14 protein-coding genes and 1 pseudogene are annotated in these 15,237 nt (G+C 65.3%); 8 read left to right on the forward strand and 7 right to left on the reverse strand.

The window, feature by feature from the left end:
- Nucleotides 1–65: 65 nt before the first annotated feature.
- From G5C62_RS03995 to G5C62_RS04005, 3 genes and pseudogenes are all read right to left on the reverse strand, one after another.
- Nucleotides 66–665, reverse strand: a complete 600-nt coding sequence (locus tag G5C62_RS03995) for a carboxymuconolactone decarboxylase family protein (protein WP_164700022.1) — start codon at nucleotides 663–665, stop codon at nucleotides 66–68.
- Between the two features lie 155 nt (nucleotides 666–820).
- Nucleotides 821–1,054: pseudogene (locus G5C62_RS04000) on the reverse strand (OsmC family protein); the annotation flags it as partial.
- 21 nt (nucleotides 1,055–1,075) lie between these two features.
- Nucleotides 1,076–1,276 carry a hypothetical protein gene (locus G5C62_RS04005; RefSeq protein ID WP_164700023.1) on the reverse strand — a complete coding sequence of 67 codons (201 nt, stop codon included), beginning with the start codon at nucleotides 1,274–1,276 and terminating at the stop codon, nucleotides 1,076–1,078.
- 120 nt (nucleotides 1,277–1,396) lie between these two features.
- Between G5C62_RS04005 and G5C62_RS04010 the strand changes: the two genes are divergently transcribed.
- Entirely contained in the window at nucleotides 1,397–2,386 is a 990-nt protein-coding gene (locus G5C62_RS04010) for a carbon-nitrogen hydrolase family protein (RefSeq protein WP_164700024.1), read from the forward strand.
- A gap of 173 nt (nucleotides 2,387–2,559) precedes the next feature.
- Here G5C62_RS04010 and G5C62_RS04015 read toward each other — a convergent pair whose 3' ends face one another.
- Nucleotides 2,560–3,081, reverse strand: coding sequence for a hypothetical protein (locus tag G5C62_RS04015; protein WP_164700025.1), 522 nt, complete (start codon nucleotides 3,079–3,081; stop codon nucleotides 2,560–2,562).
- A 135-nt stretch (nucleotides 3,082–3,216) separates the two neighbouring features.
- Between G5C62_RS04015 and G5C62_RS04020 the strand changes: the two genes are divergently transcribed.
- The 3 genes from G5C62_RS04020 to G5C62_RS04030 all read left to right on the forward strand — a co-directional run bounded on the left by G5C62_RS04020 (nucleotide 3,217) and on the right by G5C62_RS04030 (nucleotide 4,419).
- Complete coding sequence (locus tag G5C62_RS04020) at nucleotides 3,217–3,684, forward strand: hypothetical protein (RefSeq protein ID WP_164700026.1); 468 nt, start codon at nucleotides 3,217–3,219, stop codon at nucleotides 3,682–3,684.
- Nucleotides 3,685–3,856: 172 nt separating this feature from the next.
- Nucleotides 3,857–4,102, forward strand: a complete 246-nt coding sequence (locus tag G5C62_RS04025; RefSeq protein WP_164700027.1) for a hypothetical protein — start codon at nucleotides 3,857–3,859, stop codon at nucleotides 4,100–4,102.
- A 35-nt stretch (nucleotides 4,103–4,137) separates the two neighbouring features.
- Nucleotides 4,138–4,419 (forward strand): hypothetical protein, encoded by a 282-nt coding sequence (locus G5C62_RS04030; RefSeq protein ID WP_164700028.1) that lies wholly within the window; start codon nucleotides 4,138–4,140, stop codon nucleotides 4,417–4,419.
- Nucleotides 4,420–5,492: 1,073 nt separating this feature from the next.
- On the opposite strand, the gene G5C62_RS04040 is transcribed toward G5C62_RS04030, so the two are convergent.
- Together G5C62_RS04040 and G5C62_RS04045 are read right to left on the reverse strand one after the other, a co-directional pair.
- Nucleotides 5,493–7,097, reverse strand: coding sequence for a TIR domain-containing protein (locus G5C62_RS04040; protein WP_164700030.1), 1,605 nt, complete (start codon nucleotides 7,095–7,097; stop codon nucleotides 5,493–5,495).
- A 396-nt stretch (nucleotides 7,098–7,493) separates the two neighbouring features.
- Entirely contained in the window at nucleotides 7,494–7,679 is a 186-nt protein-coding gene (locus G5C62_RS04045) for a hypothetical protein (RefSeq protein ID WP_164700031.1), read from the reverse strand.
- Nucleotides 7,680–7,780: 101 nt separating this feature from the next.
- Between G5C62_RS04045 and G5C62_RS04050 the strand changes: the two genes are divergently transcribed.
- The 4 genes from G5C62_RS04050 (at nucleotide 7,781) to G5C62_RS04065 (ending at nucleotide 11,174) form a co-directional block, all read left to right on the forward strand.
- Nucleotides 7,781–8,593 carry a hypothetical protein gene (locus G5C62_RS04050; protein WP_164700032.1) on the forward strand — a complete coding sequence of 271 codons (813 nt, stop codon included), beginning with the start codon at nucleotides 7,781–7,783 and terminating at the stop codon, nucleotides 8,591–8,593.
- 696 nt (nucleotides 8,594–9,289) lie between these two features.
- Entirely contained in the window at nucleotides 9,290–9,703 is a 414-nt protein-coding gene (locus G5C62_RS04055) for a TIR domain-containing protein (protein WP_164700033.1), read from the forward strand.
- On the forward strand, nucleotides 9,700–10,695 hold the full coding sequence (locus tag G5C62_RS04060) for a caspase family protein (RefSeq protein WP_164700034.1): 996 nt from the start codon (nucleotides 9,700–9,702) through the stop codon (nucleotides 10,693–10,695). The genes G5C62_RS04055 and G5C62_RS04060 overlap by 4 nt, the downstream gene beginning before the upstream one ends.
- Before the next feature lie 53 nt (nucleotides 10,696–10,748).
- Complete coding sequence (locus G5C62_RS04065; RefSeq protein WP_164700035.1) at nucleotides 10,749–11,174, forward strand: hypothetical protein; 426 nt, start codon at nucleotides 10,749–10,751, stop codon at nucleotides 11,172–11,174.
- Between the two features lie 1,153 nt (nucleotides 11,175–12,327).
- On the opposite strand, the gene G5C62_RS28980 is transcribed toward G5C62_RS04065, so the two are convergent.
- Nucleotides 12,328–14,490 carry a tetratricopeptide repeat protein gene (locus G5C62_RS28980; protein WP_164700036.1) on the reverse strand — a complete coding sequence of 721 codons (2,163 nt, stop codon included), beginning with the start codon at nucleotides 14,488–14,490 and terminating at the stop codon, nucleotides 12,328–12,330.
- Nucleotides 14,491–15,237 lie beyond the last annotated feature (747 nt).

A 15,237-nucleotide genomic window follows, 5' to 3' on the forward strand; every position in this document is an offset into this window, starting at 1 on the left:
TGCAGGGCGATCACCTGGGTCACCCAGCTGATGCCGGACCTCGATGGCCAGGGCGGGGCCCGTCGTCACTCGGAGGACTTCGAGTGCTTGCCGACCTCCCAGCCGGTGTCCCCGAGGTGCTCGCTGGCCCAGGTGAGGGGTGAGCGCTCGAGCTGTGTGGCCATCGTGTCGTTCCAGCGGTTGAGGAAGCCGAAGTTCGCGATGACCGCAACGATCTCGACGACCTGGTCATCATCGAAATGATCCCGTAACCGCCTCATGTCCTCGTCCGTGACCGCACTGGGGGTCACGCCGGCACCTCGGGCGACGCGCAGCGCCGCCCGCTCCCCCTCCGTGAACAAGGGACTGACCTCGAACTCCCACACGGCGGCCAACTTGGCGACGTCGGCGCCGCGCTGCTCGGCGACGTGGGACGTGTGCGCCTGGCAGTAGGCGCACCCGGCGGCACCCGAGACGACCGTCGCAATGAGCTGTTTGAGGACGCCGCCGACTGTTCCCTCGGCCATGACGACGGCGTTGAGTCGGGCGAACGCCTCCATGATCTCGGGCCGGCGGGCCATGGTCAGCGTGCTGTTGGGCAGGACACCCAGGGCTGCCTCCACCAGGCGGAAGGTGTCCTCGTACTGGGGCAGGGACTCTCGGGACAGCGGCTCGATCCTGGGCACGGGCTCTCCTTCGACGTCTTCTCTCCTCGGGCGGAGGCAAGTTTGCCCGGTCCGCGTCTGCGGCCCTCCTCGACCTCGTGACGGCTCCGCCGGCATCCACGCTGGCAGTGACGGGGCGCCGTCGTTGCCGAGGGGCGCTTGGCTGGTCCTCCGGCTCAGCCGAGTTCCGTCGTGATCTCGATCGATCCCTTGAGGCTCCGCGCGACAGGACAGCCGTCGGCGTGGATCCGGAGCACCCGTTGGACCTTCTCGCCGTCCTGCTGTGAGAGGACCAAGCCTGTGTAGGTGACCGCGATGCGCTTCACCACGAGGACCTTGCCCTCGAGTTCGACCTCACCCCGGGCGTGCCCCACCAGACCGGTGGGGTCGATCCGCCGAGCCGCCAGGGCTCCGGCGAACGTCCCGGTGAGCTAACCGAGCGCGGCACCCACGAGGTGATCGATGGTGCTGGCATGAGGGGGGAACTGGCCCGGTTGCGCCCCGTAGTGCTCGGCGATGGAACCGTGCATCCCGTACACGGTGGGCTCCTCCTCGCCGGGCAGGTATGCCGCCCGCAGCGGCCCGCCCAGGCGCTCGACCCGCACCTCGGAGACGTACGCGATCTGGCCCATTCGCTCCTCCTGCTGTCATTCGGCGCGCGTCGCCATCGCGCCGGGTCACGCGCGCTGCGGAGATCCTTCGCCCCGGCGTCCTACCCCGAGGCTCTCCTCGTACCCGCTCACCTCGCTCCGATGCGGATCGCGGTCGAGACCAGAACCTCGACGGTGGCTTATCGTCGGCACGTGCGTGTCGCTGCTGCTCAGGCCCGTCCGTGCTGGCTGGACCCCCAGGCCACGACGAAGAAGGTCCTTGCCTGGCTCGAGGACGCTGCGGCGCAGGGCGTCGAACTGCTGGCCTTTCCTGAGACGTTCCTGTCCGGCTACCCGTTCTGGCTGGAGCTGACCGGCGGCGCACGGTTCGACGACCCGGCGCAGAAGCGCGCGTACGCGGCGTACCTCGAGGCGGCCGTGGCGATGGACGGCGCCGAGATCAGGCAGATCACCGAGGCGGCGCGGGATCTGGGGCTCTTCGTCTACCTCGGTACCACGGAGCGAGGGACGCAGTCGGCCCGCGGGACCGTGTTCTGCACACTGGTTGCGATCGATCCGCTGGCCGGCGTGGTGAGCACCCACCGGAAGCTCATGCCCACGTACGAAGAGCGCCTGGTGTGGGGCACCGGCGACGGGCATGGCCTGCAAGTGCACCGGTACGCGGGCACCCGCGTCGGTGGGCTCAACTGCTGGGAGAACTGGATGCCGCAGGCGCGTCACGCGCTCTATGCGCAGGGAGCGGAGCTGCACGTGAGCGTGTGGCCGGGCAATCCGCGCAACACCGCCGACATCACCCGGTTCGTGGCTCTCGAGGGTCGGGTGTTCTCTCTCGCGGCCAACGGCCTGATCTCCTTGTCGGACGTGTCCAGCGACTTCCCCCTCTACGCGGAGCTCCAGGAGGCCGGCGTGACCGACTACTGCCGCGGTGGGTCGGCGATCGCCGCACCTGACGGATCATGGGTCGTCGAGCCCGTCGTGGGCGAGGAGCGGCTCGTCATGGCCGATCTCGACCTGCGCCGAGTGGCCGAAGAACGACACAACTTCGACCCGACCGGTCACTACAGCCGGGCGGATGTCTTCAGCGTGCAGGTGGACCGCCGTCGGCTGGAGGCCGTCCGCTTCACCGACTGACAGCGGGAGGTCGAGCCCCGACCTCGCTCCCCGCGCCGCCTTCTGGCGGGGGTGGGATCACTCCTGCACTTCATGCGGCGCAACCGACGCGCGCGGTCCCGGCCTGCCCGGATCGCCGGAGCGAGTACGACGGCTGGGTCCCGGAACCACGACGTGATCCGGAGGGCGGTAGATCAGAAGGCCGCCGAGGGCGGGAGCTGGGTGTGCAGGAGCGCGTAGAGCACCCCCACGGCGAAGCCGAACCACAGGTGACCCACGACGAACGTAATGACGTCGCGCCGTCCGTAGCGGCGGTAGAAGTCCCCCGGGGCCGGCACCCGGTCCGGCATGTGCGGATGCAGGTCGACGAAGGCGCCGACGACGACACCGCCGAGCAACCCGTGGACCGCGCCGGCGAGCAGGCCCCACCAGGCGAGGTCGTCGTTGCGGGCGACCGCGGCGAAGAACGTTGCGAACATCAGCACGATGGCGACGGCCAGCGCCGCGTGCCCCAGCCAACCGGCGAGACGCCGCCACCGCGCGGGCGCGCGCAGGATGCAACCGCCCTCCTCGAAGATGTCCTGGTGCACGGGCGCGCCCCACGCACGCTGGAGGTACGCCGGCGCTTCCATGAGTTGCGCGGCGACGACCGCCGCGACTGTCGCGGCGACCGGGTCGATCATCGCGGTGGGCACAGCGGGGGCCAGTCGTCCCATCAGCGGTCGAGTCGAGCAGGAACCAGCCGCGCGCGACGGATGCGCGGTCCTGTCGTCGTCCATCCCCTGTCGTCGTGTCCGGCATTCCTACCTGCCCGGCGGTGTCGTCAGGCGGCATCTGGGTACGGCGGCCGAATGCCCACCGAAAAGCAGTCTTCGCTCGGAAGCACGATCGGACGCGGCGTGGTGGCCGGGGTCGCCGGAACGGTCGTCATGACGGCGTTCCAGAAGTTCGTCGAGATGCCGATCACCAAGCGCGGCGACAGTCTTGCACCGGCGGACTTCGCCGACAAGATCACGCCCATCCATCCCACCACACCAAAGGGTCGCCAGCGTCTGAACTGGGTGACGCACTTCTCGCTCGGGATGATGTGGGGGGCCGCCTACGGTGTCGCCGCCTCGCGGGGCCTGCGTGGGCAGAAGGCGGTCAACTCGGTGTTCGCGGTCGTCTACACCGGGGACGTGCTCCTCAACACCGCGCTGGGCCTGTACCACCCGACGAAGTGGTCCACCAAGGACCTCGTGGTCGATCTGGTCGACAAGTACGTGCAGGCGCAGGGGACGGGCGCCGTGTTCGACCACGTCCTCGACCCGGCCAGCTGACGGGGCCAGCACCGAGGGTCCTCAGCGCGAGCAGGCGCTGCCGCCGGAGCCGAGGACGAGGTCCGTCGCGACGCCCCTGAAGCGACTTCGGCTCGCCCCGATGATCGACACGCTTTCCGGGGACCCAGTAAGCGCCCCTGTTACCGCTCACGCTGCGGGTGCGCCTGCACCGGTGACGGCCCCGCCGCTACCGGCCGGAGCACATCCTCGTTTCGAGGGCTACACCACCGAGCTCGTCGCGAAGAACTTCAACGAGCCGGTGCACTGCTGCTTCGATGACCAGGGCAACTGCTCCGTGATCGAGTGCGGCCACAGGGTCGAGGCCAAGCCGCGGGCGCTCAAGGTCGACGTCGACAGCGGCGACTGGGAGGTGTTCTCGACCTTTCCGGCGACCGGTGGAGCGTCACCAGCGCCGTGACCGGAGACTGCTGGCACGCTGGTCACCTATACCTGGTGAACACCGACACGCTGTCCCGGATCACCCCGGACAAGCGGCTGGAAGACCTGGTGGCCGGCCTGCCGGGCAAAGGCGATCATCAGAGCAACTACCCGGTGGTCGGGCCCGACGGGAAGATCCACCTCGGCCAGCCAGAGAACGCACACGACACCGGAGCCCTCGGGGCGGACGCCCTCGCGCACCAGTGGCTGCATCACTTCCCGACCGAGCACGACGTCCACGGCCCGGACGTCGTCTTGACGCCGGGTTCGATGGAGGCAGCCAATCCAGGAAGATGAAGCGTGGCTGACCCACGGAAGTACCCCGACGAGCTGCGTGAGCGGGCGATCCCGATGACCATCGAGGCGCGGAAGGACCCCGCGTCTCGGCCGAGCGCCTGCACGCGGATCGGTGAGCAGCTGGGGATCATTCCTGAGACGCTGCGCGGCTGGGTCACCAAGCCCGAGCTCGACGATGGCGTTCGGTCTGGGACGACCACTCATGACGCGAGCAGGCTCGCGGAGTTGGAGCGTGCGGAGCGGGAGCTACGCCGGGCGAACGTGATCTTGCGGTCGGCGTCGGCTTTTGTCGCGGCGGAGCTCGACCGCCCGTTCCGCTCATCGTTGGCTACAGCTCACCCAGCAAACCCAGGAGTACGGGGTCGAGCCAATCTGCGCGGCGCAAGCGGGGGGTTACAGGGGGATCGAGCCGTCGGCCCGGGCATGGCGAGGGCCCCTGACCCACCTCTTCGCTGGTCAGGGGCCTGCTGGTGCTCCCCCGGTAGGACTTGAACCTATAACCCTGCGATTTGATCTTGAGGTAGTTGATCAACGTTGGCGATTGACGACATGTCGCTTTGAGCAGTACGTATGCCGTTGGTCGACGTGGGCTGCATCAGCTCGCCTCAGTACGTTTTCGATGAGTAAACGATGCCTACGTGGGGCGATTAATCGCTTGATCGAGCCGCGGAGCGCCGGTGGTGTCCATGCCGATCACAGAGCGGTTGCGTCGCATACTCCACACCGAGTCGGATTAGCCCCGGACCCGAACTCGTCTGACTCGCGCACGGGCGAGCCGTGGTGACCGCGCCGGTTCGCCACCGAACCTGACCCTGACGCTTTGAGAGGTGGTTCCCATCTGCGCGGTGATCACCACCCCACGCCGGCCGTTGATCGTCTACGCGGCTTACGACCGCGCGTCCCAGTACCGCGACGAGCTGTCGACTCTGTCGGTCACCAATCTGCGCCCGACACCCCGGCCAGGTCGATCTGCCAATCAACATCGCATGGCCGGGCCGCTGAGCAGATGACCTCAGCCCGGGCCGCCAGCGGCTAGGGACGAGGCTCCCACGCCCAGTCCTTCGCACGGCGCGCTACTCCTCGGCGCCGACCGCGTCTAGCTCGGCGTCCTCCGTCTCGTGCTGATCAGCAGCATCGCCACCCGGCGTCACGACAATCGGGGGCAAGGTAAGCACCTTCTCCTGCGTCAGCTCAGCGACATCGTCGAGCGAACGATCCTTGAGGCTGATGTGGCCGACGGACTCGGGCAGCCCGATAATCTGCGGCCGGTGCGGACCGACGATCAGCGGCAGCAAGTAGTCCTCGGTCCGCTTCGCCGCGGCCTCCTTGCCTATTTCCAGTTCGAAGATCGACCAGTCACGCTCCGGATAGTCGTCCGATAGGCAGACGATCATGAACTGGGCATCCTGGCTGTAGACCTTCGCCAGCTCCTTCCGGAGATCCTTACCCCAGAGCGCGGCCTGCTGGTCGAAGTCGTAAAACACCTCCAGACCGCGCGCCTTCAGCCTCTCAACAAGTTCCTGAACGACCGGGCGGTCGGGACCTGCGAACGACACGGCGACGTCGAACTCATAACCCACCCGCCGGACGTTCACCTGCGACCGAACCCTGGAGAAGTCCAGGTGGTCGAGGTAGAAGCGGAACACGGGGTCGTCGATGCTCAGCGTGCCGTTCTCGTAAATCAGGATGTCCGAGAGCGAGTTCTCCTCGATGACCGTCGGCAGCGACTTGAGGGCACGGTAGAAGCTGTTCCGCTGCCCACTCTTCTGGCGGGCGTCCGCACTGCCCACGATCGCGTGGTATAGCTCGTCGCGGGAGATCTGCTGCTTGTTGCTGCGCGCGATCCGCTCCACGATTCGGTAGTAGGTGTCGTGAACGGATCGCGCCTGGCGACGCCCACGAGCAAGACTGACGATCTTGGTCAGATACCTGCCGTCGTACTGTTGGACGACGGCGTCACGGATCAGCGGGAGTTGCACGTCCACTGTGACGGTCTCGGGCTGGGTCTCGAAGATGTCGGCCTCGACACAGGCGATGCGGCAGATTGCCTGGAAGATCGACGGGGACCCTTGAGCGGCGGCGATAGCCGTGGCCCGGCCAGCGTCGCTCAGCTTGATGTTGAGAGCCAGCTCGCCCTTCTCCAGCAGCTGCCCCATGAACTGCTCATCCTGGGTCCCCAGGTGCCACGAGTCATTCCGGATGGCGAGCTCTGGGTCCTGGCCGAGTATGGCCTCGCTAGTCTTCGCGATGCCGATCATGAAGAGACGGATGCCACGTTCGTGCCACAGCTTGAGGTGTGAGGCCAGCTCAGTGCGCGCACCGATCGACAGGTGGTGCACGTCGTCGATCATGACCAGCCGGAAGACCTTGAGCCACGGCTCGATCTCCTCGAGCGTCGACGCGACGCCGAACTCCTTGCCGAACACCTCTAGGATGCTCGACGTACCGACGTGGCTGCGACCACTCATGAAGTGGATCTCAGATCGAGGGAACGGCAGGCTTCGCAGGACGCGGTTCGCGACCGTGGACTTGCCGCTCCCTGACGGTCCGACCAGCGTGACGTGCTTGCCTGGCGTCGCCAGCGAGCCCTTGAGCCGCTGAGCCTCCGCCGGCGGCACATAGGTCACGTCGGGGAGGCCAGCCTCATTGAAAACATCGCCCAGCTGGTACTGCGTCAACTAGCTCCCCCTGGTTTGCTCCGGCCAGCCTTATGCGACGTGACTGAGGTCATTGTGGCACTGCACCGACCGCAACCATCACTGGCCGCACCAGCCACCACATGAGTCCCAGTTGTCCCGCGAACGGGCCAGGAGCCCGGACCCACCAGGCTCCCCAGCCCGTGCCATTTCAACAGGAGCGGCGGGTCCGCGAAACCAGACCCGGCCCCGCCGTCCGTACTTACGACCTTCTCCGCCACGACGGACAGCCACTGACCAGCGGCGTAGACAGCGAGCTGCTGGTCCGGGCCCTGGGTGGAGTCGTTCTGGGACGCCTAGAGGAGCCCGTCTTTTACTGCGTACGACCCGCCCGGAACCCTCAGTAAGGGGCGCATAGCCAACCCGGCACGACACCTGCTAGTCCGGGAACCGAGGCGCCGGGTAGGACTTGACGCCGGGCATGGCGTCCGTCGTACCGCTCTGCGATCCCCAGCCGAAGGCGTCTGGGTCCTGGACGGTCTCCTCCCAGGAGGCGGCGCAAGTTGATAGTCCCTTGAGCACCTCGAGCACCTCGAGCCCCACGACGCCCTGGACGATGTACACAGGCGTGAGAGATTTGGGTGCATGTGTCACTCGGCGCTCGGAAGCCATCCCCATGCTCGGAGTCACTCGAGAAGGGCGCGCGTGAGTGCGAGGACGCAATCGTGACCGTCACCAAGGGGTACGAGAACAGAATTGTCCAAGCGCTTCGAGGCACCGAAGACAGAGCTATCGCCAAGTGGGAGGCGGACGGCTGGCAACTGGTCAGCCGTGATCAGGGAACCCTCCGCACCGGCCTCACCTTTCGGCGTTCAAGGCTCAAGAGGCGCCTCCCAGCGGCCGCCGCCCTCGCGTTCCTGCTTTTCGTGGCGATCGGCGGCCTGACCCTCGGCCTGATCTTCGGCGACGACGAGAACACGACCGCTCCGCCAACGGACGCCACCAAAGCTTCTTCCCCCGGCGAAGCCGTGACACCGGCCGCCCCCTCCGCACCGGCTCCTTCGGAGGCCACCTGGGAAGAGACGAAGGACGCCCACCTCACCTTCGGTGAGACAGCTCGCTTCCGCTCCACCGCTGGGAACAACGACATCCCGCTGGAGATCACCGTCGAGTCGCCGGTGTCCTTCACCCCGAGCCAGGCGGCCACTGTCTTCGACGCGCGCGCCGCGCTCGGCGGTCGGGAAGGATCGCTTCACGAGACCACCGTCTACTTCAACGTCACCATAAGGAACCTGTCGACCAGCGAGGCATTCAGCCCGGACTTCGTGTTCTCCGACGTTGCGGAGACCGGTGCCGACGACCAGGTTTCGGAAGTTGTGGAGGGTGACGTCGTCGGCATGACCGGCTGGCCGCAGGAGGTCGCTCCCGGAGGGTCGTTCACTCTCAAGGACGGTTACAGCGTGAAGGACGCCACGGCGATCGAGTACACCCTCGACATCGACGGCCTCGCCGGCCGGTCCTTCTACTTTTCCCGCTAGCGGGCTCGGACGATCTTGATGGACGCCGACGTCGAAGCGGACGACGACGTGAAGCATCCCCAGGAAGGGCGGCGTTGCCCTAGGCACAGCACCTGACGACACCCCCGGAGAGACCGGCGCGGGCGTACCACGAACATGTAGTCAGCGCCTATAACCAGCAGGCACAGCGAAATCTCCCCGGTGCTCTCGAGGTTGGACTGCCGGGTCTGCATCGACAAGACGTCGGGGCAGCGGCACGCGGAGCCGCAAAGGGAGTTGCTGCAGAAGTCGGATGACGACGGCCGCTCGCCCACACTGCCAGGCCGTCATGATCGCGTTCAGGGCGGTTCGTTCCCGTTCCGTATGCCGCTTGACGTGCCAGTTCGCACGACGGCGAACATCGGCGCACCCCGGCGAACCCCGCCAGCTGCAACCACAACTGCAACCACGACGACCGGTCCAACTGCCAAGAGACGGCGCCGAGGATCGGGCCGCTGGCCCGCACCATCGCGCCCTGAGCAGGACGCGACCCGGCGAACACGACCGACCGTCGTAGTCGCGAAGGCCGCGGGACCGGCGAACCGACGCCCCAAAGTCGCAAGCTGGCCATGCCGGTTCGATTTCGTCGTCTTGCCGTCGCGACGTTGATGCCCGCTACCGTCTCGGTTCTGTCAGTGCCCGCCCCTACTTTGAGGTCTCCGACTCCCAGGAGATGACATGGCTGACCCGCGTGCCTTCGTGAGCTTCGACTTCGACCACAACGAGCGCCACAGGAACCTCTTCGCCGGCCAGGCCAAGAAGGACTCCCCTACTCCGTTCACTGTGCAGGACTGGTCCAGCAAGGCCACACTGCCTCAGTCGCAGTGGGAGACTCTGATTCGGCGGAAGATTTCTGCCACCAACATGTGCATCGTGCTGGTGGGCCGTTCGATGTCCACGGCGACGGGTGTGGCGAAGGAGATCTCGATGGCCAAGGCCCTGGACGTTCCTGTCTTCGGCGTCTACGTCGACGGGGCCGGTTCACAGACTCCGCTGCCCACGGGACTCGCTCGGAACCGGACCGTCGAGTGGAACTGGATCAAGATCGCGGCGGCCGTCCGCCAGATGATGGGTGAGGGCAAGAACGCGTGAAGCGGGCCCTGTTCGTGGGGATTGACGACTACCCCACGGTCGGTGACCTCAGCGGGTGCGTCGCCGACGCGACCGCGCTGGAGGAGATCCTGTCCCGGAACTCCGATGGCAGCAGGAATTGGCACACGTCCTCGGTGACGAGCGACACGGAGCACGTCACCCGCGACCGTCTACGGGGTTTGATCAGCGAGCTTTTCGCAAACCCGCGGAACACGGACCTGCTGTTCTTCTTCGCTGGCCACGGGGGCCAGACCCCCTGGGGTGCGGAACTGGTGACTCAGGACGCCACCGAGAACAGTTTGGGGGTGTCGATGAACGACCTCCTTACCTTGGCCAACGGCTCGCCCGCCCGGAGCGTCACGCTTATTCTCGACTGCTGCTTCAGCGGGGATCTCGGCAACCCGCCTGGGTTCCAGGCCGACGCCGTTGCCCAGAGCTTCCGGCTGGACAAGGCGGTTCTGCAGGAAGGGGTGACGGTCATGGCTGCCAGCCGCTCCACCGAGGTGTCGCAGGAGTCCGCCGGCCACGGAGCCTTCACCCGGATGCTCCTCGACGGTCTGGAAGGCGGCGCGACGGACCATCGTGGCCGTACCACAGCACTAAGCCTCTACGGCTACATCAGCGCCGCCTTCGACGCTTGGTCCCAGCGACCGGTACTCAAGACACATTTGACCGAACCAGTAGTCCTTCGGATTGGTCCCCCCTGGCTAGACGAGGGCTTGCTCCGTCAGCTGCCTGACCTGTTCCCTTCGGCCGACTACCGCCTGCAGCTAACACCCGCGCACGAAGGCGAGGGCCGTCCGCTGCCGCCCGGCAACCCCGGCACGCCGGAGCAGCAGGTCTTCGACTACCTGGGCCGGCTACGCAACGCCAATCTCGTGACGACGGACGAGGGACGAGCCCACTTCTGGGTGGCCTTGGAGAGTGGGTACGTCTATCTCACGCCCTTGGGACGGTACTTCTGGGGGCTCGCGAAGCGGGGAATCTTGTGACCCACATTGGGATTACCGGCCACCAAAACCTCGGCCCTGCGACGCGTCGCTCCGTGGCTGCCGCCGTCTCCTCCTTGCTCGCCAACATCCCGAACGGGGAGCTGGTCGGATTTTCGAGCTTGGCCGAAGGGGCGGACCAGCTCTTCGCGTTCTCCCTGTTGGCGGCTGGAGGCGAGCTAAATGCGGTCATCCCGAGTACGGATTATGAGGCCAGCTTCCAGTCCTCTGCCGTCCGCCGAACTTACGTGTCACTGCTAGGTCTGGCCGCAAAGAAGGAGACCCTGCCGTTCACGGGTCCTTCAGAGGACGCATATCTCGCAGCCGGCAAGCGTGTTGTGGAGCGCTCGAATCTCCTTGTCGCCGTATGGGACGGCGCCGAGGCCGCCGGGAAGGGTGGCACTGCTGACGTGGTGGCCTTCGCGCGCGGTCGTGGGGTGGACGTGCACATTCTCTGGCCCCCAGGCGCAACACGAGCCTGACTAGACTCGCATGTCCTCCGAAAGACACATCCCTCGTGGCTCCATGCCACGTCGCGTAAGCGTCTAAATCCTGTCACGTTCGCGACGACGAGCGCGGTCCCGATGTTGACGCCGGCCGAGCGGGGCAGCGTGCTGCCCAGCTGAACGACCGCTTTCCGGGCGCTGTTGGCGTAGAGCGCGCACATACCGGCTAGCCCGGACAACAAGAGTTCCGCTGCACCATCTGCCAAGACGATCACTCCTGCGCCGATCCGCGTCGACGGTTTGCAGGGTGTGTAGCGGATAGCGAGTCCTACGCCAGATCAGTTGTCGAGGCGGCCGGCAGGTCCGGGTACTTGGCCGCGATACGGATGAGCACTCCATAGCGGGCGTCGCCCCTCGTGGCAGGATCCTCTTCGCCTGCTTGGCGCGCCACAATTTCTAGGGTGCCTAAACCGATGGGTTCGGAGATGTGCAGAGCATGTGGGCTCGTGTCCGCATCGGCTAGAGCCCCAACGCCCCCGCCCAGCCTATATCGGGGCAACTGCTCGTGCGGCCAATATCAATTCGCTCCATGGAGTCTCCCCAGCCCATTCCAAATCAAGCTCCTCCTTCGAGGACAGGAACCTCGGCAACGAATTCAAGACCGTCTTGGGAGTAGAGCCGGGCACGGCATTCGGTCTGGTCTTGAGCCACGACATAACTGCGGGCACAGCGGACTCGGGTGTCAAGTCATACTCTTTGGCGTCATAACCAGCGAGGTCGGAGACAAAGCGCAAGTAAGAGTGGCCCCGTGGCACAATCAGGAGCCAGTCGTGCTCCTCGTCCGGGGTCTTTGCGGCCAACCGCCTCCCCATCGCGATTCCCAGCTCTAGCGGCATGTTGAATCTCGCGTAGTTGTCCTCGCCTTCGCCCTTGCACCGGGACAGGTCGTGGATTGAGTACCTGGAGGAGAGGACGCAACGCGCTATACGCTCCATTCGTGGCATTGCCACACTCCCAGACTCCAGCGCGCTTCGCGGCAGGAATCCGCAGCACACCGTCGCGAATACGATCGCATTCAGGACCGGTTCATACTCAGAATCGAAGGGGCAGTTTATGAACACGGACAGACAGGGATCCACCGTACAGTTCGGCTCTCCCGACGACTCACTGGGAAACGCTGGCGCTGCCGTCACAAAGATGTTCCTTGATGCTCTGGTCGAGGCTCATCGTCCAGCAGCTTAAGTATGCGTTGCCTTAGGTTCTGTGTATTGTCCTCATCCGCCTCATCGATCGAGTACGCGGTTGATGTGATCGTAAGCGCGTCGCGGAGCAGGCTCCGGGCTTCCATCACTCGCTCTTGTTGCCGCAGGACTTCAGCAAGCTCCACAAGTGTGGGGACCAGGCTTGGGTGCCGCGGACCCAACGTTCGACGCTGCATGTCCAGCGCGTCCCGAAGCAGCGACGCCGCATTGTCCAACTTACCCATCCCTCTGAGTAATTGGCCGAGTTGTCGGAGCGTCACGGCAATAGAAGGATGGTCTCGCCCCAGGCTTGTGTGCTGCAAGGCCAGAGCCTCCCTTAGGTACTTTTCCGCCACATGAGAGTCTCCCCGATCTTTCACGACTTGGGCGAGGGCCACCAGATTGGCTGCCACTGCGGGGTGGTCGGGACGGCGAGTTCTCGATTGCAGGTTTAGTGCCTCGCGTAGCCAGGCTTCGGCGTCGTCAAGTCGGCCTTGCTCATGAGCCACCTGGCCAAGACTCACCAGCACGGAGGCCAACGTAGGTACGTTAGTTGCATCTTCGACGTCGACTGAGTCAAGGGCCTCTCGCAGCCACCGCTCTGCATCCGCAAAGAGTTGTAGCTGACGGGCAACCACGGCAAGGTTGAGTAACGTTCGGAGGGTCGCCGGCGCATTCGGACTTGATTGCTCATACTGATGCCTGAGTTGAGATCGAAGTCCCTCATACCGGAGCTGTAGGTCACGAACGTTGGGCCTCAGCGCCTGCGCGTCCTCCTCCAGCTGTTCCATACGTCGGCGGGTCAGGGCTCCTGGTATGTCCCAGACGCGAATACGGCGCCCACCACAGGTCGCTAGGTGATCGCCACCGGGGCTGAAAGACATCCACCTTACCGACTCGTCGTGGCGGAGAACCTCGACTTGGTCCCCTGTATCTAGGTCCCACAAGATTACGATTCCATGAGAATGACCCGTAGCCAGTAGTCGCGCGTCTGGAGAAAATGTTAGCGACCGGACCGCTTGTCCGGGCCCTTCTAGGATTTTGCGCAACTCGCCAGTGTGCGAGTCCCATAGCCGAGCTTCCGCACCTTGACCAGACGTAGCCAGTACCCTGCCGTCTGGCGAAAACCCCAGGACGTGAACTGGGCCGCCGCAAGCCTTCAGGATGGACATAGGTTTTGCCGTAGCTGCGTCCCAAGTCCGGACCGTTCCATCGTCCGCCCCGGTGGCAATTCGCCCGGAGTCTGGCGCGAACGCGATAGCCTCAATAGGCGCCGAGTGACCCTCAAGGCGAGTTAAGACCGACGCGGTCTTTAAATCCCAGAGGGTCGCCATAAAGCCCGGCCCTGCTCGGGCGAGTTGCATACCGTGGGGCGAAAATGTCAGCGATCGGGTGGGCCCAGATTGGTCAACTAGCGTCGCGACTAGTTCTCCCGCCGCAAGGTCCCATAGCTGCGTGACCGGGGTGTCATCGCCGATCGCCAAGAGTGCGGCGTCTGGAGCGAGCGCTAAGTGCACAGGTTCCGGACTGCCTCGTCTGAGACTGAGGACTCGTCCCCCCGTTGTCGGACGCCACACGTTAATCGACTCGGCTACCGTGCCGGCTACCAACAGCGTTCCGTCTGGCTCGAATGCAATGAGCTGGGCAACCGTCGGCGGTGGCAGTCGCTTATTGAAGGAAGCGCGGGCCCCTGAATGAGCCTCCGCGTCCGGGCTAGGGCCCAGAGCGTTAGTGACACGTAGCGCGGCCTTTTCCAGATCTTTGTCCGAGGAGATGGTCAAAGCTAGTCTGTCGGACAAGAACGGTGGAATCCGCGTGTTCCCCACGAGTAGCGGAATCAGGACCTTCGACTGGTCGGCCCACGAGGCCTCCAGTGCGCCGCTCCATTCGGAGCGACAGTAAGACGAGGCTTCGGCTTTCGGTGTGATGAGAAACAAGATTGCTCGGGAGGAAGCAAGGGCATCCTCGATCGTCTCTCGCCAGCGCTCTCCCGGGTCGCGGCCTTGTTTATTGCCCCAAACCCTCAACCCCCGGCGACTTAGTAGTTCCGCCAATCGTGCGGCAGTGGGTGCATCTTCTACTGCATGGGAGATGAATACATCTGCCGTCATCTTAACCTCCCGCCGCGTTTCACGGCGCACGTCCCTGGCGGCGGACAGGCGGTCGGGCGGTCGCAGCTTGAAGCAGACATCTGTGGGGGGCGGGCGCTCACCATCATGCGCGCAGTCATTCTGGGCGACCCCCAAAGTCCCGTCTCGAGCGGCAGCATCGCCGTGACTGTCAGACTAGTCAGGGAGGGTCCTGCCTGGCGCCTCCTGATCCGGGAGCCGTCCATGGTGTCCTTGCTAGCGCCTCAGCGCCTTGAACCGTTCTGGATCAGACCGGCGTCTCCACGTCCTGAGTTCAGCAGCAAGGGTGATCCGGATGGGGAATGTCCGGATGCGACGAGCGCCTGCCCGTGTACAGCCCCAAGTCGGACCGGGCGCACGCAGGGTCAGGGGATTGCGAGGTCCAGGGTCTGGCGACCGCCAGCAGCGAGCCCGTGCGCCCATATGCACCAGCGAGCTGACGATTGCCACCTGCCTGTGCGGCGACGCCGTATTCAGCGGCTTGATGAAGTCGTGTGGAGTCTCCACCTGGTCGAGGAGCGCTCGCGAACAACACCGCGGCGTGCTGGTGTGGACCGCAGCCGACCGGGCGCTAGGGGGACGACCATTCAGCCAGGACCGCAGGGACTGCCCAGACTTCAGTTGACTCGGTTGGGTAGGGGCGGTCAGGCCGCGTGAGCGGTCTGGGTCAGTGTCTCGAACTCGATGGGGGTCATGCGGCCGAGGGCGTCTTGTCGTCGGCGGCGGTGG

The organism is Modestobacter sp. KNN46-3 (genome assembly GCF_011039295.1).